15 protein-coding genes are annotated in these 18,256 nt (G+C 56.7%); 4 read left to right on the top strand and 11 right to left on the bottom strand.

What is annotated here, in order from left to right; all coding sequences use genetic code 11:
* Positions 1 to 156 precede the first annotated feature (156 nt).
* The gene (locus K5E19_RS08325; RefSeq protein ID WP_010428967.1) at positions 157 to 1,752 is read right to left on the bottom strand and encodes an ABC-F family ATPase; all 1,596 of its coding nucleotides are present in this window, start codon (positions 1,750 to 1,752) and stop codon (positions 157 to 159) included.
* Between the two features lie 222 nt (positions 1,753 to 1,974).
* On the opposite strand from K5E19_RS08325, the gene ldtB reads away from it, so the two are divergent.
* Positions 1,975 to 2,895: a L,D-transpeptidase gene (gene ldtB / locus K5E19_RS08320; RefSeq protein WP_010428965.1), complete on the top strand. Its 921-nt coding sequence runs from the start codon at positions 1,975 to 1,977 to the stop codon at positions 2,893 to 2,895.
* A gap of 43 nt (positions 2,896 to 2,938) precedes the next feature.
* Here the strand turns inward: ldtB and K5E19_RS08315 are convergent, their stop codons facing one another.
* From K5E19_RS08315 to mntR, 9 genes are all read right to left on the bottom strand, one after another.
* Entirely contained in the window at positions 2,939 to 3,655 is a 717-nt protein-coding gene (locus tag K5E19_RS08315; RefSeq protein ID WP_010428962.1) for a GntR family transcriptional regulator, read from the bottom strand.
* Between the two features lie 15 nt (positions 3,656 to 3,670).
* A complete protein-coding gene (locus K5E19_RS08310; RefSeq protein ID WP_221550775.1) occupies positions 3,671 to 4,993 on the bottom strand; it encodes a PTS sugar transporter subunit IIC in 1,323 nt (440 codons plus the stop codon).
* A gap of 51 nt (positions 4,994 to 5,044) precedes the next feature.
* Positions 5,045 to 6,421 (bottom strand): glycoside hydrolase family 1 protein, encoded by a 1,377-nt coding sequence (locus tag K5E19_RS08305; protein WP_221550774.1) that lies wholly within the window; start codon positions 6,419 to 6,421, stop codon positions 5,045 to 5,047.
* A 150-nt stretch (positions 6,422 to 6,571) separates the two neighbouring features.
* On the bottom strand, positions 6,572 to 7,612 hold the full coding sequence (locus K5E19_RS08300) for an aldo/keto reductase (RefSeq protein ID WP_221550773.1): 1,041 nt from the start codon (positions 7,610 to 7,612) through the stop codon (positions 6,572 to 6,574).
* Between the two features lie 102 nt (positions 7,613 to 7,714).
* Positions 7,715 to 9,238, bottom strand: coding sequence for an efflux transporter outer membrane subunit (locus K5E19_RS08295; protein WP_221550772.1), 1,524 nt, complete (start codon positions 9,236 to 9,238; stop codon positions 7,715 to 7,717).
* On the bottom strand, positions 9,238 to 10,809 hold the full coding sequence (locus tag K5E19_RS08290; protein ID WP_221550771.1) for a DHA2 family efflux MFS transporter permease subunit: 1,572 nt from the start codon (positions 10,807 to 10,809) through the stop codon (positions 9,238 to 9,240). The genes K5E19_RS08295 and K5E19_RS08290 overlap by 1 nt, the downstream gene beginning before the upstream one ends.
* Complete coding sequence (locus tag K5E19_RS08285) at positions 10,806 to 11,900, bottom strand: HlyD family secretion protein (protein ID WP_221550770.1); 1,095 nt, start codon at positions 11,898 to 11,900, stop codon at positions 10,806 to 10,808. Before K5E19_RS08285 ends, K5E19_RS08290 begins: the two co-directional genes overlap by 4 nt.
* Positions 11,901 to 12,001: 101 nt before the next feature.
* On the bottom strand, positions 12,002 to 13,111 hold the full coding sequence (locus K5E19_RS08280; protein ID WP_221550769.1) for an anion transporter: 1,110 nt from the start codon (positions 13,109 to 13,111) through the stop codon (positions 12,002 to 12,004).
* Complete coding sequence (gene mntR / locus K5E19_RS08275; RefSeq protein ID WP_010428939.1) at positions 13,108 to 13,581, bottom strand: manganese-binding transcriptional regulator MntR; 474 nt, start codon at positions 13,579 to 13,581, stop codon at positions 13,108 to 13,110. The genes K5E19_RS08280 and mntR overlap by 4 nt, the downstream gene beginning before the upstream one ends.
* A 183-nt stretch (positions 13,582 to 13,764) precedes the next feature.
* Between mntR and mntS the strand changes: the two genes are divergently transcribed.
* Entirely contained in the window at positions 13,765 to 13,893 is a 129-nt protein-coding gene (gene mntS, locus K5E19_RS08270; RefSeq protein ID WP_042718971.1) for a manganase accumulation protein MntS, read from the top strand.
* Positions 13,894 to 14,172: 279 nt separating this feature from the next.
* A complete protein-coding gene (locus K5E19_RS08265; protein WP_221550768.1) occupies positions 14,173 to 15,756 on the top strand; it encodes a phosphoethanolamine transferase in 1,584 nt (527 codons plus the stop codon).
* Positions 15,757 to 16,276: 520 nt separating this feature from the next.
* Here the strand turns inward: K5E19_RS08265 and ompX are convergent.
* Positions 16,277 to 16,795, bottom strand: coding sequence for an outer membrane protein OmpX (ompX, locus tag K5E19_RS08260; protein ID WP_221550766.1), 519 nt, complete (start codon positions 16,793 to 16,795; stop codon positions 16,277 to 16,279).
* 353 nt (positions 16,796 to 17,148) lie between these two features.
* Here ompX and rhtA point away from each other — a divergent pair, with 353 nt between their 5' ends.
* Entirely contained in the window at positions 17,149 to 18,036 is an 888-nt protein-coding gene (gene rhtA / locus K5E19_RS08255) for a threonine/homoserine exporter RhtA (protein WP_221550764.1), read from the top strand.
* Positions 18,037 to 18,256: the final 220 nt, after the last annotated feature.

The raw sequence follows: 18,256 nt of genomic DNA, 5'->3' as shown, positions 1-18,256 counted from the left end.
CCACAGGGAGAGGGAATAAAGGCACCAGGTCTTTACCTAAGTATTTCGCGCTGCAGGAAGGCGGCAAACCTGTGAATCCCCGGGAGCTTACATAAGTAAGTGACCGGGGTGAACAGGTGAAGCCAACGCACCTGCAGCGTGAAAGGCGACGGGAAATTAGCCGTCGATACCTTTACTGCGCAGGTAGTCTTCGTAATTACCGGTGAAGTCCACCACGCGCTCTGGCGTAATTTCGATTACGCGGGTCGCCAGCGAGCTGACGAACTCACGGTCGTGAGAGACGAAGATCAGGGTACCCTGATACATCTCCAGCGCCATGTTCAGGGATTCGATAGATTCCATGTCCAGGTGGTTAGTCGGTTCGTCCATCACCAGGATATTCGGTTTTTCCATCATCAGCTTGCCGAACAGCATGCGGCCTTTTTCACCACCGGAGAGCACTTTAGCCGGCTTTTTGATGTCGTCCTGGCTGAACAGCAGACGACCCAGAATGCTGCGCACCGCCTGCTCGTCGTCGCCTTCCTGCTTCCACTGGCTCATCCAGTCGAAGACGGTGAGGTCATTTTCGAATTCGTATTCATGGTCCTGCGCGTAGTAGCCAATCTGCGCGTTTTCAGACCACTTCACGGTACCGTTGTCCGGCTGCAGTTCGCCCACCAGGGTTTTCAGCATGGTGGATTTACCCACGCCGTTGGCGCCGAGGATGGCAATCTTCTCGCCCACTTCCAGCAGCAGGTTGAATTTTTTAAACAGTGGACCGTTCTCAAAGCCTTTTGCCAGGGCTTCCACTTCCAGCGCGTTACGGAACAGCTTCTTGTCCTGCTCGAAGCGGATGAACGGGTTCTGACGGCTGGAGGCTTTGACTTCGTCCAGCTTGATTTTGTCGATCTGACGGGCACGCGAGGTCGCCTGACGCGACTTAGAGGCGTTGGCGCTAAAGCGGCTGACGAAGGACTGCAGGTCAGCAATCTGCGCTTTCTTCTTGGCGTTATCCGCCAGCAGACGTTCGCGCGCCTGGGTGGCCGCCGTCATGTATTCGTCGTAGTTGCCCGGATAAACGCGCAGCTCGCCGTAGTCCAGATCCGCCATATGCGTACAGACCATGTTCAGGAAGTGACGGTCGTGCGAGATGATGATCATGGTGCTGTCGCGATCGTTCAGCGTCTGCTCCAGCCAGCGGATGGTGTCGATGTCCAGGTTGTTCGTCGGTTCGTCGAGCAGCAGGATGTCCGGGTTAGAGAACAGCGCCTGTGCCAGCAGCACACGCAGCTTCCAGCCTGGCGCAACTTCGCTCATCGGGCCGTAATGCTGTTCAACAGGAATACCTACGCCCAGCAGCAACTCGCCCGCGCGCGCTTCCGCAGAGTAGCCGTCCATCTCGCCGTACTGCGTTTCCAGATCGGCCACTTTATAGCCGTCTTCTTCGCTCATTTCGGCCAGCGCGTAAATGCGATCGCGCTCCTGCTTCACTTCCCACAGCTCCGCGTGCCCCATGATCACGGTGTCGAGCACGGTGAACTCTTCGAAGGCGAACTGATCCTGACGCAGCTTACCGATACGCTCGTTAGGGTCGAGCGATACGTTGCCAAGCGTCGGCTCCAGGTCACCGCCGAGGATCTTCATAAAGGTGGATTTTCCGCTACCGTTGGCACCAATCAGGCCGTAACGGTTGCCGCCGCCAAATTTGACGGAAATGTTTTCGAACAGCGGCTTACTGCCAAACTGCATAGTGACGTTGCTGGTAACTAACACGGGGAGATTCCTGCGAAAAGTGTGATAAACACGGCATTATGCCACAATTCCGAATTGAGATCCCGTGTTGCGGCAATCCACTAAACTTTAACAAAATCGAAAAAAATGTGATTTCGTACACATCTGAATTCCCTGTTAGCGGGAATGCACATATAATGCGCTCCCATCACAGATTCAGACTTATCAACTCATCGCCTGAATGGCTTAGATACCTCGCACAACATGAACATGAAATTGACAACGCTTTTTGCGGCAGCGTTAGCCGTAGTAGGTTTTTGCAAGACCGCTTCTGCGGTGACGTATCCCCTGCCGACAGACGGTAGCCGTCTGGTTGGGCAAAACCAGGTGGTGATTGTGCCGGAAGGCAACGCTCAGCCGCTGGAATATTTTGCCGCTGAATACCAGCTCGGTCTGTCTAACATGCTGGAAGCAAACCCGGGCGTTGACCCGTATCTGCCAAAAGCAGGTACCGTGCTGAACATTCCTCAGCAGCTGATCCTGCCGGATACCGTTCATGAAGGTATCGTAATCAACAGCGCCGAAATGCGTCTGTATTACTACCCGAAAGGCACTAACACCGTTATCGTTCTGCCAATCGGTATCGGCCAGCTGGGTAAAGATACCCCGCTGAACTGGACCACCAAAGTTGAGCGTAAGAAAGCGGGTCCAACCTGGACCCCAACGGCGAAAATGCACGCGGAATACATTGCTGCGGGCGAACCGCTGCCAGCCGTTGTGCCGGCAGGCCCGGATAACCCAATGGGTCTGTACGCGCTGTACATTGGCCGTCTGTACGCTATCCACGGTACCAACGCCAACTTCGGCATCGGCCTGCGCGTAAGCCACGGCTGCGTGCGTCTGCGTAACGACGACATCAAGTTCCTGTTCGAAAACGTGCCGGTCGGTACCCGCGTGCAGTTCATCAACGAACCGGTGAAAGCGACCTCTGAGCCAGATGGCAGCCGTTACATCGAAGTGCACAACCCGCTGTCCACCAGCGAAGATCAGATCAACAACAACGAAATCGTACCAATCAACCTGACCAGCGCGGTGCAGTCCGTGACCTCTCAGGCTGACGTGGAAACGACCGTGGTTGACCAGGCGATCCAGAACCGTTCTGGTATGCCAGTGCGTCTGAACTGATCGCAACGCGAATAAAAAAGCGGGCCTCGTTGCCCGCTTTTTTTTATCCGTTATTCACGATCACAATCCCGCCGTGGTCGTAGCGATAGTGGCAGTGGGCGTACTCCAGCGGCGTGCCATCCTCCAGATAAATTACCTGCTCCACCTCCAGCACCGGGTCCGTCTGTTCACAAATTAAGTGCTGCATATCCAGCGCATTTGGCTTTAACGCGCGCACGACGCGATACGAGCCCATTATCTTCAGCCCCAGCGTCTCCTGCACGTAACGGAACACCGAGCTTTCAAGATGGCTTTTGTTCAGGCCGGGCACCAGATTCAGCGGCATCACCGTGGAATCCAGCGACATCGGCTCGCCGTTCAACAGGCGCAGACGAATAAAGTCATAGATCGGCGCATCGGCGTTAATCATCAGCGACGCCTGCTCTTTTTCGTTCGGGAAGCGCAGTTCGAAGTGCACCACCTGACTGGTCACCGTCCCCAGATGTTCCCAGGTTTTGGTCGCGCCAAAGTAGTCGCTGCCGGAGAGATCCCACTGCGAGAGCTGGAGGAAATTCTTGCGGATGAACGTTCCCTGCCCCTGACGGGTATAGACCAGCCCTTCGACAATCAGCTGGCGCATGGCCTGCTGAATGGTCATCCGACTGGTGCTGAACTCCGCCGCCAGCGCAAACTGGTCCGGCAGCGGTTCATTGGCGGCATACTGCTGGCTGATAATGCGTTTCTTAATTTCCCGCGCTATGGTGATGTACTTCGCCGCCATCGTCCTTCCTTTCAGTTAGTTTTCTATCCCGCTGTTTTTCAACGCCACTCTCTCGGCAATCTTGAGGAAAGGCAGGTAGAAGAATACACCAAATACAATGATTGCCAACTGCACCACCACCGCCCGCCAGTCCCCCGCCGTCGCCAGCCAGGCGCTGAGAATTGGCGGCGTGGTCCAGGGGATCATCACCACGCAGCGCGACATTAACCCCAGCGTGGTACAGAGCCAGGCGAAGTAAATGCCGATGGCGGGCAGCAGCACAAACGGGATCATCAGCGGCAGGTTAAACACAATCGGCAGGCCGAAGATCACCGGCTCGTTGATATTGAATAAACCGGGCGCCAGCGACAGACGCGCCACCTGCTTCGCCGATTTTTGTCGCGAGAAGATAAAGATGGCGATCAGCAGCGAGATCGTGCTGCCCGTGCCGCCCACCATGCCAAACGTCGGCACGAAGATGTTATTGATGATATGCGGGATGGGCTGGCCATTGGCGAAGGCCAGCATGTTCTCGTTGGTGTTGATCAGCAGGAACGGCTCCAGCACCACGCTGTTGACGACGGACTGATGAATACCGAGTGTGAACAGGAAGTTGCCGAAGCTGTAGATGAAAATCGTCCCCGGCAGGCTGGTGTTGATCAGCCTCAGCGGCTGCTGGATAAAGGTCGTAATAAGATGGATCAGATCCGTGTGCAGCACGTTTGCCAGCACGGCCGCCAGCACCGCAAACAGGGAGAGCGTGAGGATGGTCGGGATCAGCGCGGTAAAGGATTTGCTCACTGCCGGAGGCACGTTTTCCCCGAGGGAAATGTGCAGCGCCTTCAGCCGCGAGATGGCGATAAACACTTCCGTTGAAAGCAGCCCGATCAGCACCCCGGCGAAAATCCCGGTTGAGCCAATATTGGCGAACGTCAGCACCTGAGTGACGTTCACCGCGGCGTCGCCGCCGACGGGCGTAATCTGTAAGCGCATCGGCATCATGATGATGAAGCTGCTGACGGCGATAACCACTGCCGAGACCGGATTGTCGAAATCTTTGTTGCGCGCCAGCGACCAGGCAATCATCGGGGCCAGCAGCAACGCGGCGATGTTCAGCGTGCCGTTGATAATCGCCTCGCCCCACACCTTAAACTGCGCGAGCGTGTCGCCGTGTAAAATCCACGGAAACACCACGTTGTTCACCAGCACCGCCAGACCGGCGAGGATGAAAATCGGCATCACCGTGGCGAAGGCGTCGCGCAGGGAGCGCAGGTGTACCTGGTTTGCCAGGCGCGCCGAGAACTCAACAAATTTATCGACAAAAGACTGCATGTGCGGTGTTATTTTTGTTTCAGACATAGCGGATAGTTCCCATCAATCAGTCACAAAAACGGCCCGGCAGCGTACGGCTTACATCTCGCGTCCGTTGGTATGGATAACCTGTTTTAACCACGCGTAGCTTTTCTTCGGCACGCGCTTCAGGTCTTTCAGGTCATGGTTTTCCCGGTTGACATAGACCACGCCATAGCGCTTACGCATGTCGCCCTGGGAACTCAGAATGTCGATTAAGCCCCAGCCAAGGTAGCCAATGACCTCCGCTCCGTCCTCGAACATCGCCTCCTTCATGGCCTCGATATGCGCCCGGTGGTAGTCGATGCGGTAGGTGTCATCAATCGGGTTCACGCCGTCCCAGGACTCAATCACCCCAATGCCGTTCTCGATCGGGAAGACCGGCATCCGCCAGTCGTTGGCGTAGCGGGTGATGATGGTGCGAAAGCCCAGCGGATCGATCTGCCAGTTCCACTCGGTGGCCTTCAGGAATGGGTTGTTTTTCTCGCCGTGCAGCAGGTAATAGTTCACCGGCGTGCCTTCCGGGATCGCATCGCTGTCCAGCGTTTTGCTGGCATAGTAGCTGAAGGCCATATAGTCGTTTCTGGTGCGCGCCAGCAGCGCTAAATCCTCGGCGCGATAGATATCACCAAAGCCCTCCTGCTCCACCACCGCCATCACCGCCGGGCTGTAGCCCTGCCCGGCGAAGACGCGCAGCAGATTCTGGTTGAGGAATTCGTCGTACTGCTGAGCGCAGAAAATATCGCGCGGTTTGCAGGTGGCCGGGTAGATGAGCTGGTGTGCCAGCATGCCGCCCATCAGCTGGCCCGGTTTGGTCTGGTGTAGATACTCGGTCAGCGCCATGTGCGCCACCATCGTATGGTGCTGCAGCTCGTACAGCTCGCGCAGGGTTTGCTCGCCTTTCATATAGCCCGAAATACGAAACGCTTCCGGCATATGGAAAATGTTCTGCTCGTTGAAGGTCAGCCAGTATTTCACGCGGTCGCCAAAGCAGTCGATCATCTTTTTACCGTAGCGGATAAAGGCGTCCATTACGCGTCGGTCGTTGAAGCCGTTGTACTCCTGCGCCAGCGCCAGCGGCATATCGAAGTGGTACAGGCAGACCATCGGCTCGATGCCGCGGGCTATCAGATCGTCGATAAAACGGTCGTAAAACGCGATGCCCTCGTCGTTAAAATCGCCGTCGCCCTGCGGGCAGACGCGGCTCCATGAAATCTGGAAGCGGTAGCAGTTCATGCCCAGATCCTGCATCAGATCGAAATCTTCCCGGTAGCGGTGGTAAGAGTCGGTCGCCACTTTCCAGTCGGAGATGTTTTCCCCGGCTTCGCGAATGTCATACACCGACATCCCTTTCCCGCCCTCGTTCCAGGCCCCTTCCGTCTGCATGCTGGACACCGAGTTGCCCCATAAAAAGTTGGCTGGCAGTGATTTGTTCATGGTCCCTCCCTATATGACTAGTCATTTAAAATTTCATGACTAGTCATATAGGCGAAGATTAAATTTGGATCAAAGAGGAGGATCGGTTTTTGTGAGCAATGCGGAAAAAAAAAGCCCCGGCAAGCGAAGCGCCGCCGGGGAAAAGGAAGGTTACTGCTGTGCGAGCTGGTTACGGCGATATTCTCCCTGGCGCTCCAGCATCCAGCCCGGATACTCGCGCGGCAGCGCGCTCACCGCATCCAGCTGTTTAAGCTCGTCTTCGCTCAGTCGGATCCCTGTTGCGGCAATGTTGTCGTCCAGTTGATCGACGCGTTTCGCGCCAATAATTACGCTGGTTACCGCTTTCTGGTGCAGCAGCCACGCCAGCGCGATTTGCGCGACGGAGACGCCCTTGCTTTCGGCAATCACACGCATCACGTCTACGCAGTCGAAAGCGCGATCTTTATCCACCGGCGGGAAGTCGAACTCCAGACGGCGGCCGCCGGTTTCGCTCGTCCCGTCGCGGCCATATTTTCCGCTCAGCAGGCCGCCCGCCAGAGGGCTCCAGACCATCAGCCCAACGCCTTCGCTCTGCATCATCGGCACCAGTTCGCGCTCCAGATCGCGCCCGGCGATGGTGTAGTACGCCTGCAATGATGCAAAACGCGCCAGCCCCAGACGCTCCGAAATGCCCAACGCTTTGGCAATCTGCCACGCCGCCCAGTTGGAAACGCCGATGTAACGCACGTGGCCGTGCTGCACCAGGTTATCCAGCGCGTAGAGCGTCTCTTCAATCGGTGTTGCGGGGTCAAAGCCGTGAAGCTGGTAGAGATCGATATGATCGAGCTGCAGGCGGCGCAGGCTCTCCTTCACGCTGCTGATGATGTGATAGCGCGAGCTGCCGCGCGAGTTCACCCCGGCGGTGCCCGTTTCGCCAAACACCTTGGTGGCAACCACCACATTTTCGCGCGGGACGTTAAGGTTTTTCAGCGCCTGCCCGAGGATCGTCTCGGAGCGCCCTTCCGAATAGACGTCGGCGGTATCGATGAAGTTGATGCCCGCGTCCAGCGCGCGGCCCACCAGTTGCTCGGCTTCGTTTTGCTTAAGCTGGCCAATCTTGCCCCACATGCCGTCTTCACCGCCGAAGGTCATGGTGCCGAGGCACAGTTCAGAAACAAACAGTCCGGTGTTGCCCAGTTTTTGATAACGCATCAGTTATTCCTCGCATGTCGATTGGGTACCCGATAGTTATACCCGCCCCTCAGCCATCGCGAATGTGGCGTTCCTGTCCGTTTCTTGCCCAATCCTCTGAATTTATCCGCGCGGGGCGTCGCCAAAGACGCTGTAGTCCGGTAATTGCACCTGCTGATACGGCTCCCAGCCGCCGCCCAGAGCTTTGTAGAGCGCCACAAGATCGAGCGCGCTCTGCACCTGCGCCTGTGCGCGCTGCTGCTGGGCCTGCGCCAACTGACGCTGGGCGTCCAGCACGTCGATAAAGCTGGCGATCCCCTGTCGGTAGCTGTCGCTTGCCAGGTCGAACGCGTTTTGCAGCGCGTCGATGGTCTTCGCGAGGCCCGCTTCACGCTGCTGGTCGGTGCGATAGCTCACCAGCGCGTTTTCCACATCCCCGAGCGCGGTCAGCACCGTCTGGCGATAGTCCAGCACCGCTGCGCCCTGCTGCGCTCGCGCCACCTTGACGCTGGAGACCAGTCGACCGCCCTGAAATATGGGAATGGAGACCTGCGGACCGAAGCTGTAGAAGTGGCTGCTCCAGTCGGTCAGCCAGTTAGTTTCGCTGTTGCGCAGGCCAAACTGCCCGGAGAGCGTAAAGCTCGGGAACAGCTCCGCCACCGAGACGCCGATTTGCGCCGTGGCGGCGTGAAGGTTCGCCTCCGCTTCGCGCACGTCCGGGCGGCGTCGCGCCAGCGTGGACGCAATCCCCGTTTGGACAATATCCGGCAAGGCAGGCATCGGCTGCACGCTTTGCAGTTCCGCATCCAGCGCGCCCGGCGGCTTGCCGAGCAGGATCGCCAGGCCGTTCATCGCCTGCCGCTCCTGCGCCTGATATTGCGGCAGCTGCGCTTCAAGATTCCCCAACTGCGCCCGGGCGTTTTCCACATCCATCTGCGGAGACAGCCCGCCGCGCTGGCGGCTTTCGGTCAGATCCAGCGTCTGCTGCGCGCTTTTAATCTGGGTGTTCAGCGTGGCGATAATGCTCTGCGCCCCGCGCAGCTGGAGCCACGCTCGGGCCACTTCGGCCTCCAGCGACACCAGCGCGTCGTTACGCTGCTCGATAGCCGCTTTCTGCTGCGCTTCGGCGGCCTCCACCTGACGACGTACCTTGCCCCACAGGTCGATCTCCCACTGGGCGTCGAAGCTGCCCTGGTAGAGGTTAATCGGCTGCGTCAGCGGCCCCAGCGCGCCTCGGAGTTCAGGATCGACGTTATCCAGCTGGTCGTAGACGCCGTGGGATTTTAGCTCTCCTTCCAGCCCGAGCTGCTGGCGCGTCGCCTGCAGATTACCGTTCACCGACGGATAAAACGCGCCGCCCGCCTGGTTAATCTGTTCACGCGCCCCGGCGATGCGCAGCACCGTTTGCTGCAGCGTCAGGTTTCCCGCGATGGCGCGTTCAACCAGACTGTCGAGCTGCGGCGAGCCGAAGGTCTTCCACCAGCGTGGATTGGTCGCGGCGGAGGTGGTTTGCGATTTCACCGCGCTGTCGCCCTTATCGTTCCAGTGCGTAACGGCAGGGGGTGCGGGCTGCTGATAGTCCGGCCCGACGGCGCAGCCCGCCAGCAGCATCATTATCATCAGGGGGTGTAAACGTCTGTGTATCATCAATGTGCTCCTGCACTCCCCTCGCTCTTAACCGGCGAGAGCAACAAACAAAACGGAATCAGTAAAAAGGCCACCGCGCTCAGAATGGTGAAGACGTCGATGTAGGCTAAAAAGCGCGACTGCTCAATCATCGTCTGGTACATGCGCCCGGTGGCGATGCCGGTGGGGTCGCCCACCTGGGTGGTGAAGTTCTGGATCGCCTGTGCGCTCTCGCGTATCGCCAGCTGGAACTGCTCGTTAAACGGCGAAGCATGGTACGCCAGATGCGCGCTGTGCGCCTGCGCGCGCTCGGTGATGGCGGCCGTCGAGAGCGATATCCCAATCGAACCCGCCACATTGCGGAACATGGTGAACAGCGCCGCCGCATCGGCGTTCAGCCGCCTCGGAATCGAGATAAAGGCGATGGTGGTCAGCGGCACAAACAGGAACCCCAGCCCAATCGACTGGGCGCTGCGGAACAGCACCAGCGTTTCGAAGTCGATATCCGGCGTCAGGGTGCGCGACCAGAAGAACGACACCGCGAGACAGATAAAACCAAAGGCGATGATCCAGCGCGTCTGCACCACCGGCATCAGCTTCAGCACCAGCGGGATGGTTAACACAATCAGCACCGCGCCGGGCGACAGCACCAGCCCGGACCAGGTGGCGGTATAGCCCAGATCCTGCTGCGCCAGCTGCGGGATCACCACCGAGCTGCCGTACAAAATCATCGCCATTCCCGCCATCAGCAGGCTGGAGATGGCAAAGTTGCGGTCCTTCATGCAGTGCAGATCCACCACCGGCTTTTTGACATACAGCAGCCAGTAGATGGCGCCGATAATGCCGATAAGCGTCAGCACCGCGAAGGTGCGGATAAAGTTCGAGTAGAACCAGTCGTCATCCTCGCCCCGGTCGAGCATCACCTGCAGGCAACCGAGGCCGAGGGCGATCAGGCCGATCCCCGTCCAGTCGACGGTCAGCTTCTCTTTTGACTTACTCTCCCACGGCGGATCTTCCAGCAGCTGGTAGATCGCCAGCACCGTGACAATCCCCACCGGAATATTGATAAAGAACACCCAGCGCCAGGAGTAGTTGTCGGTGATCCAGCCGCCCAGCGTCGGGCCAAGCACCGGCGCAACGATGATGGCGATGGAGGACAGGCCAAAGGCTTTACCCCTGTCCTCCGGTTTGAAGTAGTCGAGCAGCACCGACTGCTGCGTGGGCTGCAGCCCGCCGCCAAAGAAGCCCTGCATCACGCGGAACAGGATGATCTGCCACAGCTCGGTGGCAATGCCGCACAGAAACGAGCAGATGGTGAACATCACGATGCAGATTAAGAAGAACTGCTTGCGGCCAAACAGGCGACTGAGGAAGGCAGAGATAGGCAGCACGATGCCGTTCGCCACCAGGTAGCTGGTCAGTACCCAGGTGGATTCGTCATAGCTGGCCGAGAGCGACCCCGCCACGTGCGGCAGCGCCACGTTGACGATGGTGGTATCCAGTATTTCCATAAACACCGCGAGGGTGACAACAATTGCCACCGCCCACGGGTTGCTGGCGGGCTTCCAGCTATCGTGGCTGTGGTCCGTCATTCGACCGTCACCTTCGGTTCAACCGACAGCCCCAGCGGCAGCGGCCTGTTCGGATCCAGTCCTTTATCAATCACGATTTTCACCGGCACGCGCTGGACGATTTTGACAAAGTTACCGGTGGCGTTTTCCGACGGGAACGCGGAGAAGCGCGAGCCGCTGCCCTGCTGGATGCTGTCAATGTGGCCTTCAAGTTCCATATCCGGCCAGGCATCGACGGAGACGCTGACCTTGTCGCCGGGCTTCATGCGCTCCAGCTGCGACTCTTTGAAGTTCGCCACCACCCACACGTTCGGGGAGACCAGCGAGAACAGCGCCGTACCCGCCTGCACCAGCGTGCCGGGCTGTACGTTGCGTTTGGTGACGAAGCCGTCGAACGGGGCGCGGACTTCGGTGTAAGAGAGGTTCAGGTTCGCGGTTTCCAGCTGCGCTTTGGCCTGATCGACCTGACGCTCGCGGGCTTCAACGTTGGTCTCCTGCTGGCGGATTTGCAGTTGTACCTGCTCCGCCACTTCCAGCTGCGCCTGGGCGCTGGCCAGTCCGGCCTGTGCGCTGCGCAGCTGTGCGTTTGCAGAATCGATACTTTGCTGGGTGGTCGCGCGCGGGTCGACGCCGCGCTGACGGCGGTACTCTGCCTGGGCGTTCGCCAGATCGGCCTGCGCTTTTAGCACCTGCGCTTTGGCTTCGTCACGCTGGGCGGGATATTGCACCTTCGAGAGCGCCAGCTGTGCCTGCGCCTGATGGAGCTGAGCAAGCGCCAGCCCAAGCTGGGCCTGAGCCTGATCGCGCTGGGCCGTGGTATCGCGAGGATCGATGACCACCAGCAGATCCCCTTTCTTCACGCGCTGGTTATCGCGCACGCGAAGCTCGGTAACGTATCCCGCCGTTTTGGGGGCAATGGTCACCACGTCGCCGTCGGTAAAGGCGTCGTCGGTCGTCTCTTCGTTACGGGTTAAAAACCACCAGACCAGCGCCACGACGACCATTACCACCACGACAACGCCGAGGATAATTAACGGTTTTTTGCCCGGGCGCTTGCGCGCATTATTGTTTTTTTCCTGCTCGTCAGCAGGCGGGTTTTGATCTTCAGCCATAGTTCAGCAACGGTCCTGTCAGTGAGCGGCATCACACTATGCCGTTCACTAAAGCTAGGACGTTGCTATACGTTTGCCAGGAAAAACTGACAAATTGCGCACTATATGAGAAGGAATATTCCGAAACCGATCGTCGCAGCCCACACCAGCATCGGCACTGACCATAAATGGAAGCGCCACCAGATACGGCGGTCGTTGGCCATGCGCAGGGCAATCAGGTTGGCAAGGGAACCGGGCAGCAGCCCAAACCCGCCGATGTTTACCGCCCAGGCCAGAAGGGTATCAGGCGGAACATAGTTGAGCAGCAGAATGGTCGACGGTACGTTGCTGATAAACTGCGACAGGCCAATCGCCGTCAGCCACAGGCCCGGCTGCGACAGACCGCTGACGCCGTGAAGCACGTTTTGCAGTGCGGGAAGCTGGATGAGCAGATACACATCGATAAACATCGCCATGAACACCAGCAGCAGCGTCCAGTCCACGCTCACCAGCACCCGCCGCGCCAGCACTAAAAACCCGGCGGCAACCAGCAGCACGCCCGCCAGCTCAACCTTCATCTCCAGCGCGACCAAAAAGACGATATACAACGCCAGACAGCTCCACACCAGACGCGGCTGCCACTGCGGACCCGTCGTGCCGCTGTGGTACTGCAGTTTTTTATCAGGAAACGCAAACCAGCACACCGCCAGCAGAGACAGCATCATCACCAGCGCCAGCGGGGCCATCTGCCAGGTAAAGGCGGCAAACGACAGTCCTGAACGGCCCCAGAGCAGGATATTTTGTGGGTTGCCGATGGGCGTTAACAGCGAGCCAGCGTTCACGGCCAGCGCTTCAAAGATAATCAGACGGCTGACTGGAATTTCACAGAGCTTACGCAGCGTGAGCGTGAGCGGCACGATGATAAACAGCGCGACATCGTTGGTCAGAAACGTCGACAGCACCGCGGCGGAAAAGACCATGAACAGAGACAGCCGACGCTCGGTGGCAAAACGGCGCACCATTTTGCGTCCCAGCACATCAAAGTAGCCGCTTAGCTCTACCCCTTTGGTGAGCATCATTAAGCCACTCAGGGTAATAATCGTGCGCCAGTCAATCGCCGCAGGCCAGGCGTGAGGGGTAAAAGGGACAAAAAGGCTTAATCCTGCACCAATAATCAGTAAGAGATGAAAGAAACGGTCACGCGTCAGGGCATGCAGTCCGGGGATGTTCATTCAGCAGAAGAACCATATTTGAGTGTAAATTCACGGAACTTCACCAGCGTTTCTTCACTGACGTGGTGCTCCATCCCTTCCGCATCCCGGCGGGCAATTTCCGGGCTGACGCCCAGCACCAGTAAAAAGTTCTCCACGATCTGATGACGCTCGCGGCTCTCCTGCGCCAGCTTTTCGCCTTCCGCCGTCAGAAAGACGCCGCGCCATGGGATCATCTCGATCAAGCCCACCGACGCCAGACGTTTTAACATTTTGGCAACCGTTGGCTGGGAAACCCCCAGCCGCGCGGCCATATCGACCTGGCGTGCTTCGCCTACCTCACGAATCAAATCGGAGATCAGCTCCACATAGTCATCAATCAGCTCCCGGCGATGCGCTTCACGCACCTGACGGAACCCTTCTACGTGCTCTTCAACATTCACCAGTTGCGTCGTTTTTTTTGTAGTTGGCTTACCTGCGCGACGGTTCATTGTGCTTCCTCAATGGGGGTGACGCTTCCAGCGCCCTGTAACGGAGCGCACATTGTAAACCATAGCTCTACAAGCACAAAAATTTAACGAATTAGCCATAGCTATACAATATAGCCTGTGCTATATCTGTATGTAATGCAGTCACCCTTCACGGATCGAAGGGATCAGAAATCAGGAGGTCACATGAATGAATTCAAGAGGTGTATGAACGTGTTTACCCACTCTCCTTTTAAAGTGCGCTTAATGCTGTTGAACATGCTGTGCGATATGTTTAACAACAAACCGCAGCAGGATGACAAATCTTCTCACTAAGCGGCGTCGCGGTACGCCGCTTCATTTTTCCGTCACAAACCCCATGTAAACTGGCCTCTGGCCGCCTTAATCCCGATCTTTTTTGCGGATTTGCAGTCTCCCTCGCAAAACATCTGTTTAGCAACTGTTGACCTTATTTCACGCTCGCACTATCTTCTTGCAGCCCTGCACTATTTGCGGCTCGCTGAAGCGGACCCTCATTCCCTCTCCACGCACTGTCAGGCAGGCTTTGACCCTTGGCGCCAGGGTGAGCACATGGCGTTTTCATGATAGTGATCTATGAACTTAACCCTGAAAGAAACACTTGTTACCCGCAGCCGGGCCTTAAGCCCGTGGACGGGATTCTACTTTCTGCAATCGCTGCTGATTAACTTTGCGCTTGGCTACCCGTTTAGCCTGCTCTACGCCGTGGCGTTTACCTGCGTACTCCACGTGTTGTGGCGGAGTGCGCCGCGCGTGCAGAAAGCATTGGTCGGGGTCTGTTCGCTGGTTGCTGCGATGTATTTCCCGTTTGGCCAGGCCTACGGATCGCCAAACTTCAATACCCTGCTGGCGCTGCATTCCACCAATATGGAAGAGTCGACGGAGATCCTGACGATCTTCCCGTGGTACAGCTATGTGGTCGGGCTCTTTATCTTCGCTTTGGGTGTTATCGCCATCCGCCGTCAGTCAGGCGAGAAAAAATCCTGGGGTAAGATCGAAATACTCTGTCTGGTGTTCAGCATTGCCGTGGCGTTTGTCGCCCCCATCCAGAATATTCCCTGGGACGGTAAGCTAAGGCTCACCAATATCGGCTATCCGGTTTTCCGCTTCGTGAAAGACGTCGTGGTAAATAATAAAGAGGTTCTCGACGAGCAGGCGCGCATGGCTGAACTTTCCACCATGAAAGACACCTGGAACGTGCTGGCCGTGAAGCCTAAGTACCATACCTACGTGGTGGTGATTGGCGAAAGTGCGCGCCGCGATGCGCTCGGCGCTTTTGGCGGCCACTGGGATAACACGCCGTTTGCCAGTTCGGTCAACGGTGCCCTGTTTACCGATTACGTCGCGGCCAGCGGCTCGACGCAGAAATCACTCGGCCTGACCCTGAACCGTGTGGTCGACGGCAAACCGCAGTATCAGGATAACTTTGTCACGCTGGCAAACCGCGCGGGGTTCCAGACATGGTGGTTCTCCAACCAGGGGCAAATTGGCGAATACGATACCGCCATCGCCAGTATTGCGAAGCGTGCCGATGAGGTTCAGTTCCTCAAAAACGGTGATTTTGAAGCCGACAAAAACACGAAAGATGAAGCGTTGCTGAAAATGACCGCGCAGGTCTTTGCCACTCAGCGCACCCAGCCACAGCTGATTGTTCTGCACCTGATGGGGTCACATCCTCAGGCGTGCGATCGTACAGACGGGAAGTACACCGAGTTTGTGCAGTCCAAAGAGACATCATGTTATCTCTACACCATGACGCAAACCGACGACCTGCTGAGCAAGCTCTATGCCCAGCTGCGCAATACGGGCGACAGCTTCTCGATGGTCTATTTCTCCGATCACGGGCTGGCGTTTAAAGAGCGCGGTAAAGAGGTGCAGTATCTGGCGCACGACGATGCATTTCAGCAGAATTTCCAGGTGCCCTTTATGGTGCTGTCGAGTGACGACAAAAAGCATCGCATCATCAAAGCGCGTCGTTCGGCAAATGATTTCCTGGCTTTCTTTTCACAATGGACGGGGATTGCAGCAGAGCAGATAAAAATTTCTTACCCGTTTGTCTCAAACAAGAAGGGTCCCCCAGTGTACGTTACCAACTTCAAGTTACAGAAAGTTGACTATAACCATCTGGGTACAGACATTTTTGATATTAAGAGTAAGTAGCGGTCTGATGCCCTCTCCCACCGGGCTGAGGGTTCTCCAGTAATGATTAAACAGAAGCAATAACGTTGTTTCAGAAAGATTGAAGAGTTACAGCGACGCCCTGGTCCGGCTGTAAATCGCTGAGGCGTTTCCGTAAGGCCGGGGCGAGGCGCAGGGATGCGCCGAGAGGGCGGGCTTTACAGGGACGTTACCTCCGCCCGTACCCGATAAGCCGGAAGGAATAAGCCGAGGGCACCGCGAAGCGGCGATTTACCGCCGGGAGCCCGGGTCGCCAGGGTGGTGGCGACTGAGCCACCCTGGCACGTTCACCGGTCATGTCGTTACAGAGTAGCAAGGAACATAAAGTGAACGGAATGACCACCAGAGCCGTATGTTCCCCCTCACCCCAGCCCTCTCCCTCAAGGGAGAGGGGGGCGTCCGTGCAGGCATTATTTGTGGGGAACCCTCAGTGGGAGAGGGAACAAACCCCAAAAAAAAATCCGCCATAATGGGCGGATTTTTTACTGGCTCACCGAAGTGATTAGAAGCGGTAACCTACGCCCGCGATCCAGGTGCCAACGTCAACGTTGCGGATACGGCTCTGCTCATAGGAGAAGTCCAGAGCAACGTTTTCGATTGGGTTGAACTGCATACCCGCGCCATAGGAGAAGCCGTAGTCGCTGTTGCTTGCAGTGCGGTTCAGACCCTGGTTTTCGGTCTGCTGGAATTTACCGTAACCAACACCTACAACACCGTAGATGCTAGCCCAGTCGTTCAGGCGGTAAGCAGGACCAGCGGTGATACCGTAGTACTGACCTTTGTTATAGGTGCCGTTTTCAGTGCGATCTTTCTCGGTGTAAGTGAAAGAACCGATCACGCCCAGCGGGTTGTTGTCTTGCTCGTAACGATACTTCAGGTTGAAACCGTTAGTTTTGTTCATCACGCCCTGCATATCGCTCTGAGCGTAACCACCGGTAACGGTAGAAGTAGCAGCTACAGCAGTACCTGCGGAAACAGCCAGAACTGCGGCCAGTGCTGAAAGACATGCAATTTTTTTCATAACCACCTCAAATGTGTTCAAGTAAGTCCGTAAGTTTTAAATATATCAAAAAATTTTGCGAAACTCTTTGTGATTCGTAATGTCTAACGAGGTCTTTCCTGTAACAGAACGTTTCCGGAATCAGCTATCTCATTCAAATTACGTTAAATTTTCGCCGCAAAATAGTCATAGTGCGCGCCATCGCCGTTACATTCATCCAGATTATTCCTAATCTGACAGGCGATAAAACCAGCAACGCTTATCTATTTTACGGATTTTCCCTGGTTTTTTTTCAACAGTAGCTCAACCGTGAGCGCATATTTCCATTACACTGCGGCTTTTACCCTCTTTGACATAAATTGACAGGAGAAAGGATGCCAGGGTTATCCCGCACGTCATCGGTCTGGATGCCGGTCGCTGTGATACTGATCGCCATGTTGTCGATTCAGAGTGGCGCGTCGCTTGCTAAATCACTCTTTCCACTGGTGGGAGCGCCGGGCGTCACGGCTCTGCGTATTGCATTAGGGACGCTGATCCTCGTGGTCATCTTTAAACCCTGGCGTCTACGTTTCAAAAAAGAGCAGCGGCTGCCGCTTCTTTTTTACGGTCTGGCGCTGGGTGCGATGAACTACATGTTCTACCTCTCTATTCAGACCATCCCGCTGGGGATTGCCGTCGCGCTTGAATTTACGGGGCCGCTGGCGGTTGCCCTCTTCTCTTCACGTCGCCCGGTGGACTTCATCTGGGTCGTGTTAGCCGTTCTGGGCCTCTGGTTCCTGCTTCCGCTGGGTCAGAGCGTCGCGCAGATTGATCTAACGGGTGCCGCGCTGGCACTGGGCGCGGGTGCATGCTGGGCGGTCTATATCCTCACCGGTCAACGCGCCGGGGAGGAGCACGGCCCGGCCACGGTTGCGCTGGGCTCGCTGATTGCCGCCATCATCTTTGTCCCCCTCGGTATGGCACAAGCCACCGAATCCATATGGCAATGGTCCATTCTGCCCGTGGGGCTGGCGGTCGCTATTCTTTCTACGGCACTCCCCTATTCTCTGGAGATGATTGCCCTGACGCGTTTGCCAACGCGCATTTTCGGTACGTTGATGAGCATGGAGCCTGCGCTGGCGGCTATCTCGGGAATGGTGTTCCTCGGAGAAACGCTGACGTTCACCCAGACGCTGGCGCTGTGCTCCATTATCGCGGCCTCTATGGGATCAACGCTGACAATGCGCCCTGAACCCAAAGTGAAGAAAGTCGACATCAATTAATGCGCTATATTCTGCATGGCTTTCACGCCATGCAGAATATAGGCTCCTTCCACGCTCAACATATTTCGTTACACTGTTTGTCATCGTCACGAAATAATCCACAGGGTAGCGCACCCTACGCACAGAATTAAGATTGATCCTTATCACCCTCATAAAAACCTTTAATTTTCAAACCCATACAAACTCAACATCCTTCTTGCTATTAAACCGATAGGCAGAG

The organism is Enterobacter sp. RIT637 (genome assembly GCF_019718755.1).
Taxonomy (GTDB): domain Bacteria; phylum Pseudomonadota; class Gammaproteobacteria; order Enterobacterales; family Enterobacteriaceae; genus Enterobacter.
This window is presented reverse-complemented; position numbering and strand designations above follow the sequence as displayed.

Excerpts from the sequence above, each read along its gene's own strand:
- ldtB (WP_010428965.1), top strand. The coding sequence starts at position 1,975 with ATGAACATGAAATTGACAACGCTTTTTGCGGCAGCGTTAGCCGTAGTA.
- K5E19_RS08315 (WP_010428962.1), bottom strand. The coding sequence starts at position 3,655 with ATGGCGGCGAAGTACATCACCATAGCGCGGGAAATTAAGAAACGCATT.
- K5E19_RS08310 (WP_221550775.1), bottom strand. The coding sequence starts at position 4,993 with ATGTCTGAAACAAAAATAACACCGCACATGCAGTCTTTTGTCGATAAA.
- K5E19_RS08305 (WP_221550774.1), bottom strand. The coding sequence starts at position 6,421 with ATGAACAAATCACTGCCAGCCAACTTTTTATGGGGCAACTCGGTGTCC.
- K5E19_RS08300 (WP_221550773.1), bottom strand. The coding sequence starts at position 7,612 with ATGCGTTATCAAAAACTGGGCAACACCGGACTGTTTGTTTCTGAACTG.
- K5E19_RS08295 (WP_221550772.1), bottom strand. The coding sequence starts at position 9,238 with ATGATACACAGACGTTTACACCCCCTGATGATAATGATGCTGCTGGCG.
- K5E19_RS08290 (WP_221550771.1), bottom strand. The coding sequence starts at position 10,809 with ATGACGGACCACAGCCACGATAGCTGGAAGCCCGCCAGCAACCCGTGG.
- K5E19_RS08285 (WP_221550770.1), bottom strand. The coding sequence starts at position 11,900 with ATGGCTGAAGATCAAAACCCGCCTGCTGACGAGCAGGAAAAAAACAAT.
- K5E19_RS08280 (WP_221550769.1), bottom strand. The coding sequence starts at position 13,111 with ATGAACATCCCCGGACTGCATGCCCTGACGCGTGACCGTTTCTTTCAT.
- mntR (WP_010428939.1), bottom strand. The coding sequence starts at position 13,581 with ATGAACCGTCGCGCAGGTAAGCCAACTACAAAAAAAACGACGCAACTG.
- mntS (WP_042718971.1), top strand. The coding sequence starts at position 13,765 with ATGAATGAATTCAAGAGGTGTATGAACGTGTTTACCCACTCTCCTTTT.
- K5E19_RS08265 (WP_221550768.1), top strand. The coding sequence starts at position 14,173 with ATGAACTTAACCCTGAAAGAAACACTTGTTACCCGCAGCCGGGCCTTA.
- ompX (WP_221550766.1), bottom strand. The coding sequence starts at position 16,795 with ATGAAAAAAATTGCATGTCTTTCAGCACTGGCCGCAGTTCTGGCTGTT.
- rhtA (WP_221550764.1), top strand. The coding sequence starts at position 17,149 with ATGCCAGGGTTATCCCGCACGTCATCGGTCTGGATGCCGGTCGCTGTG.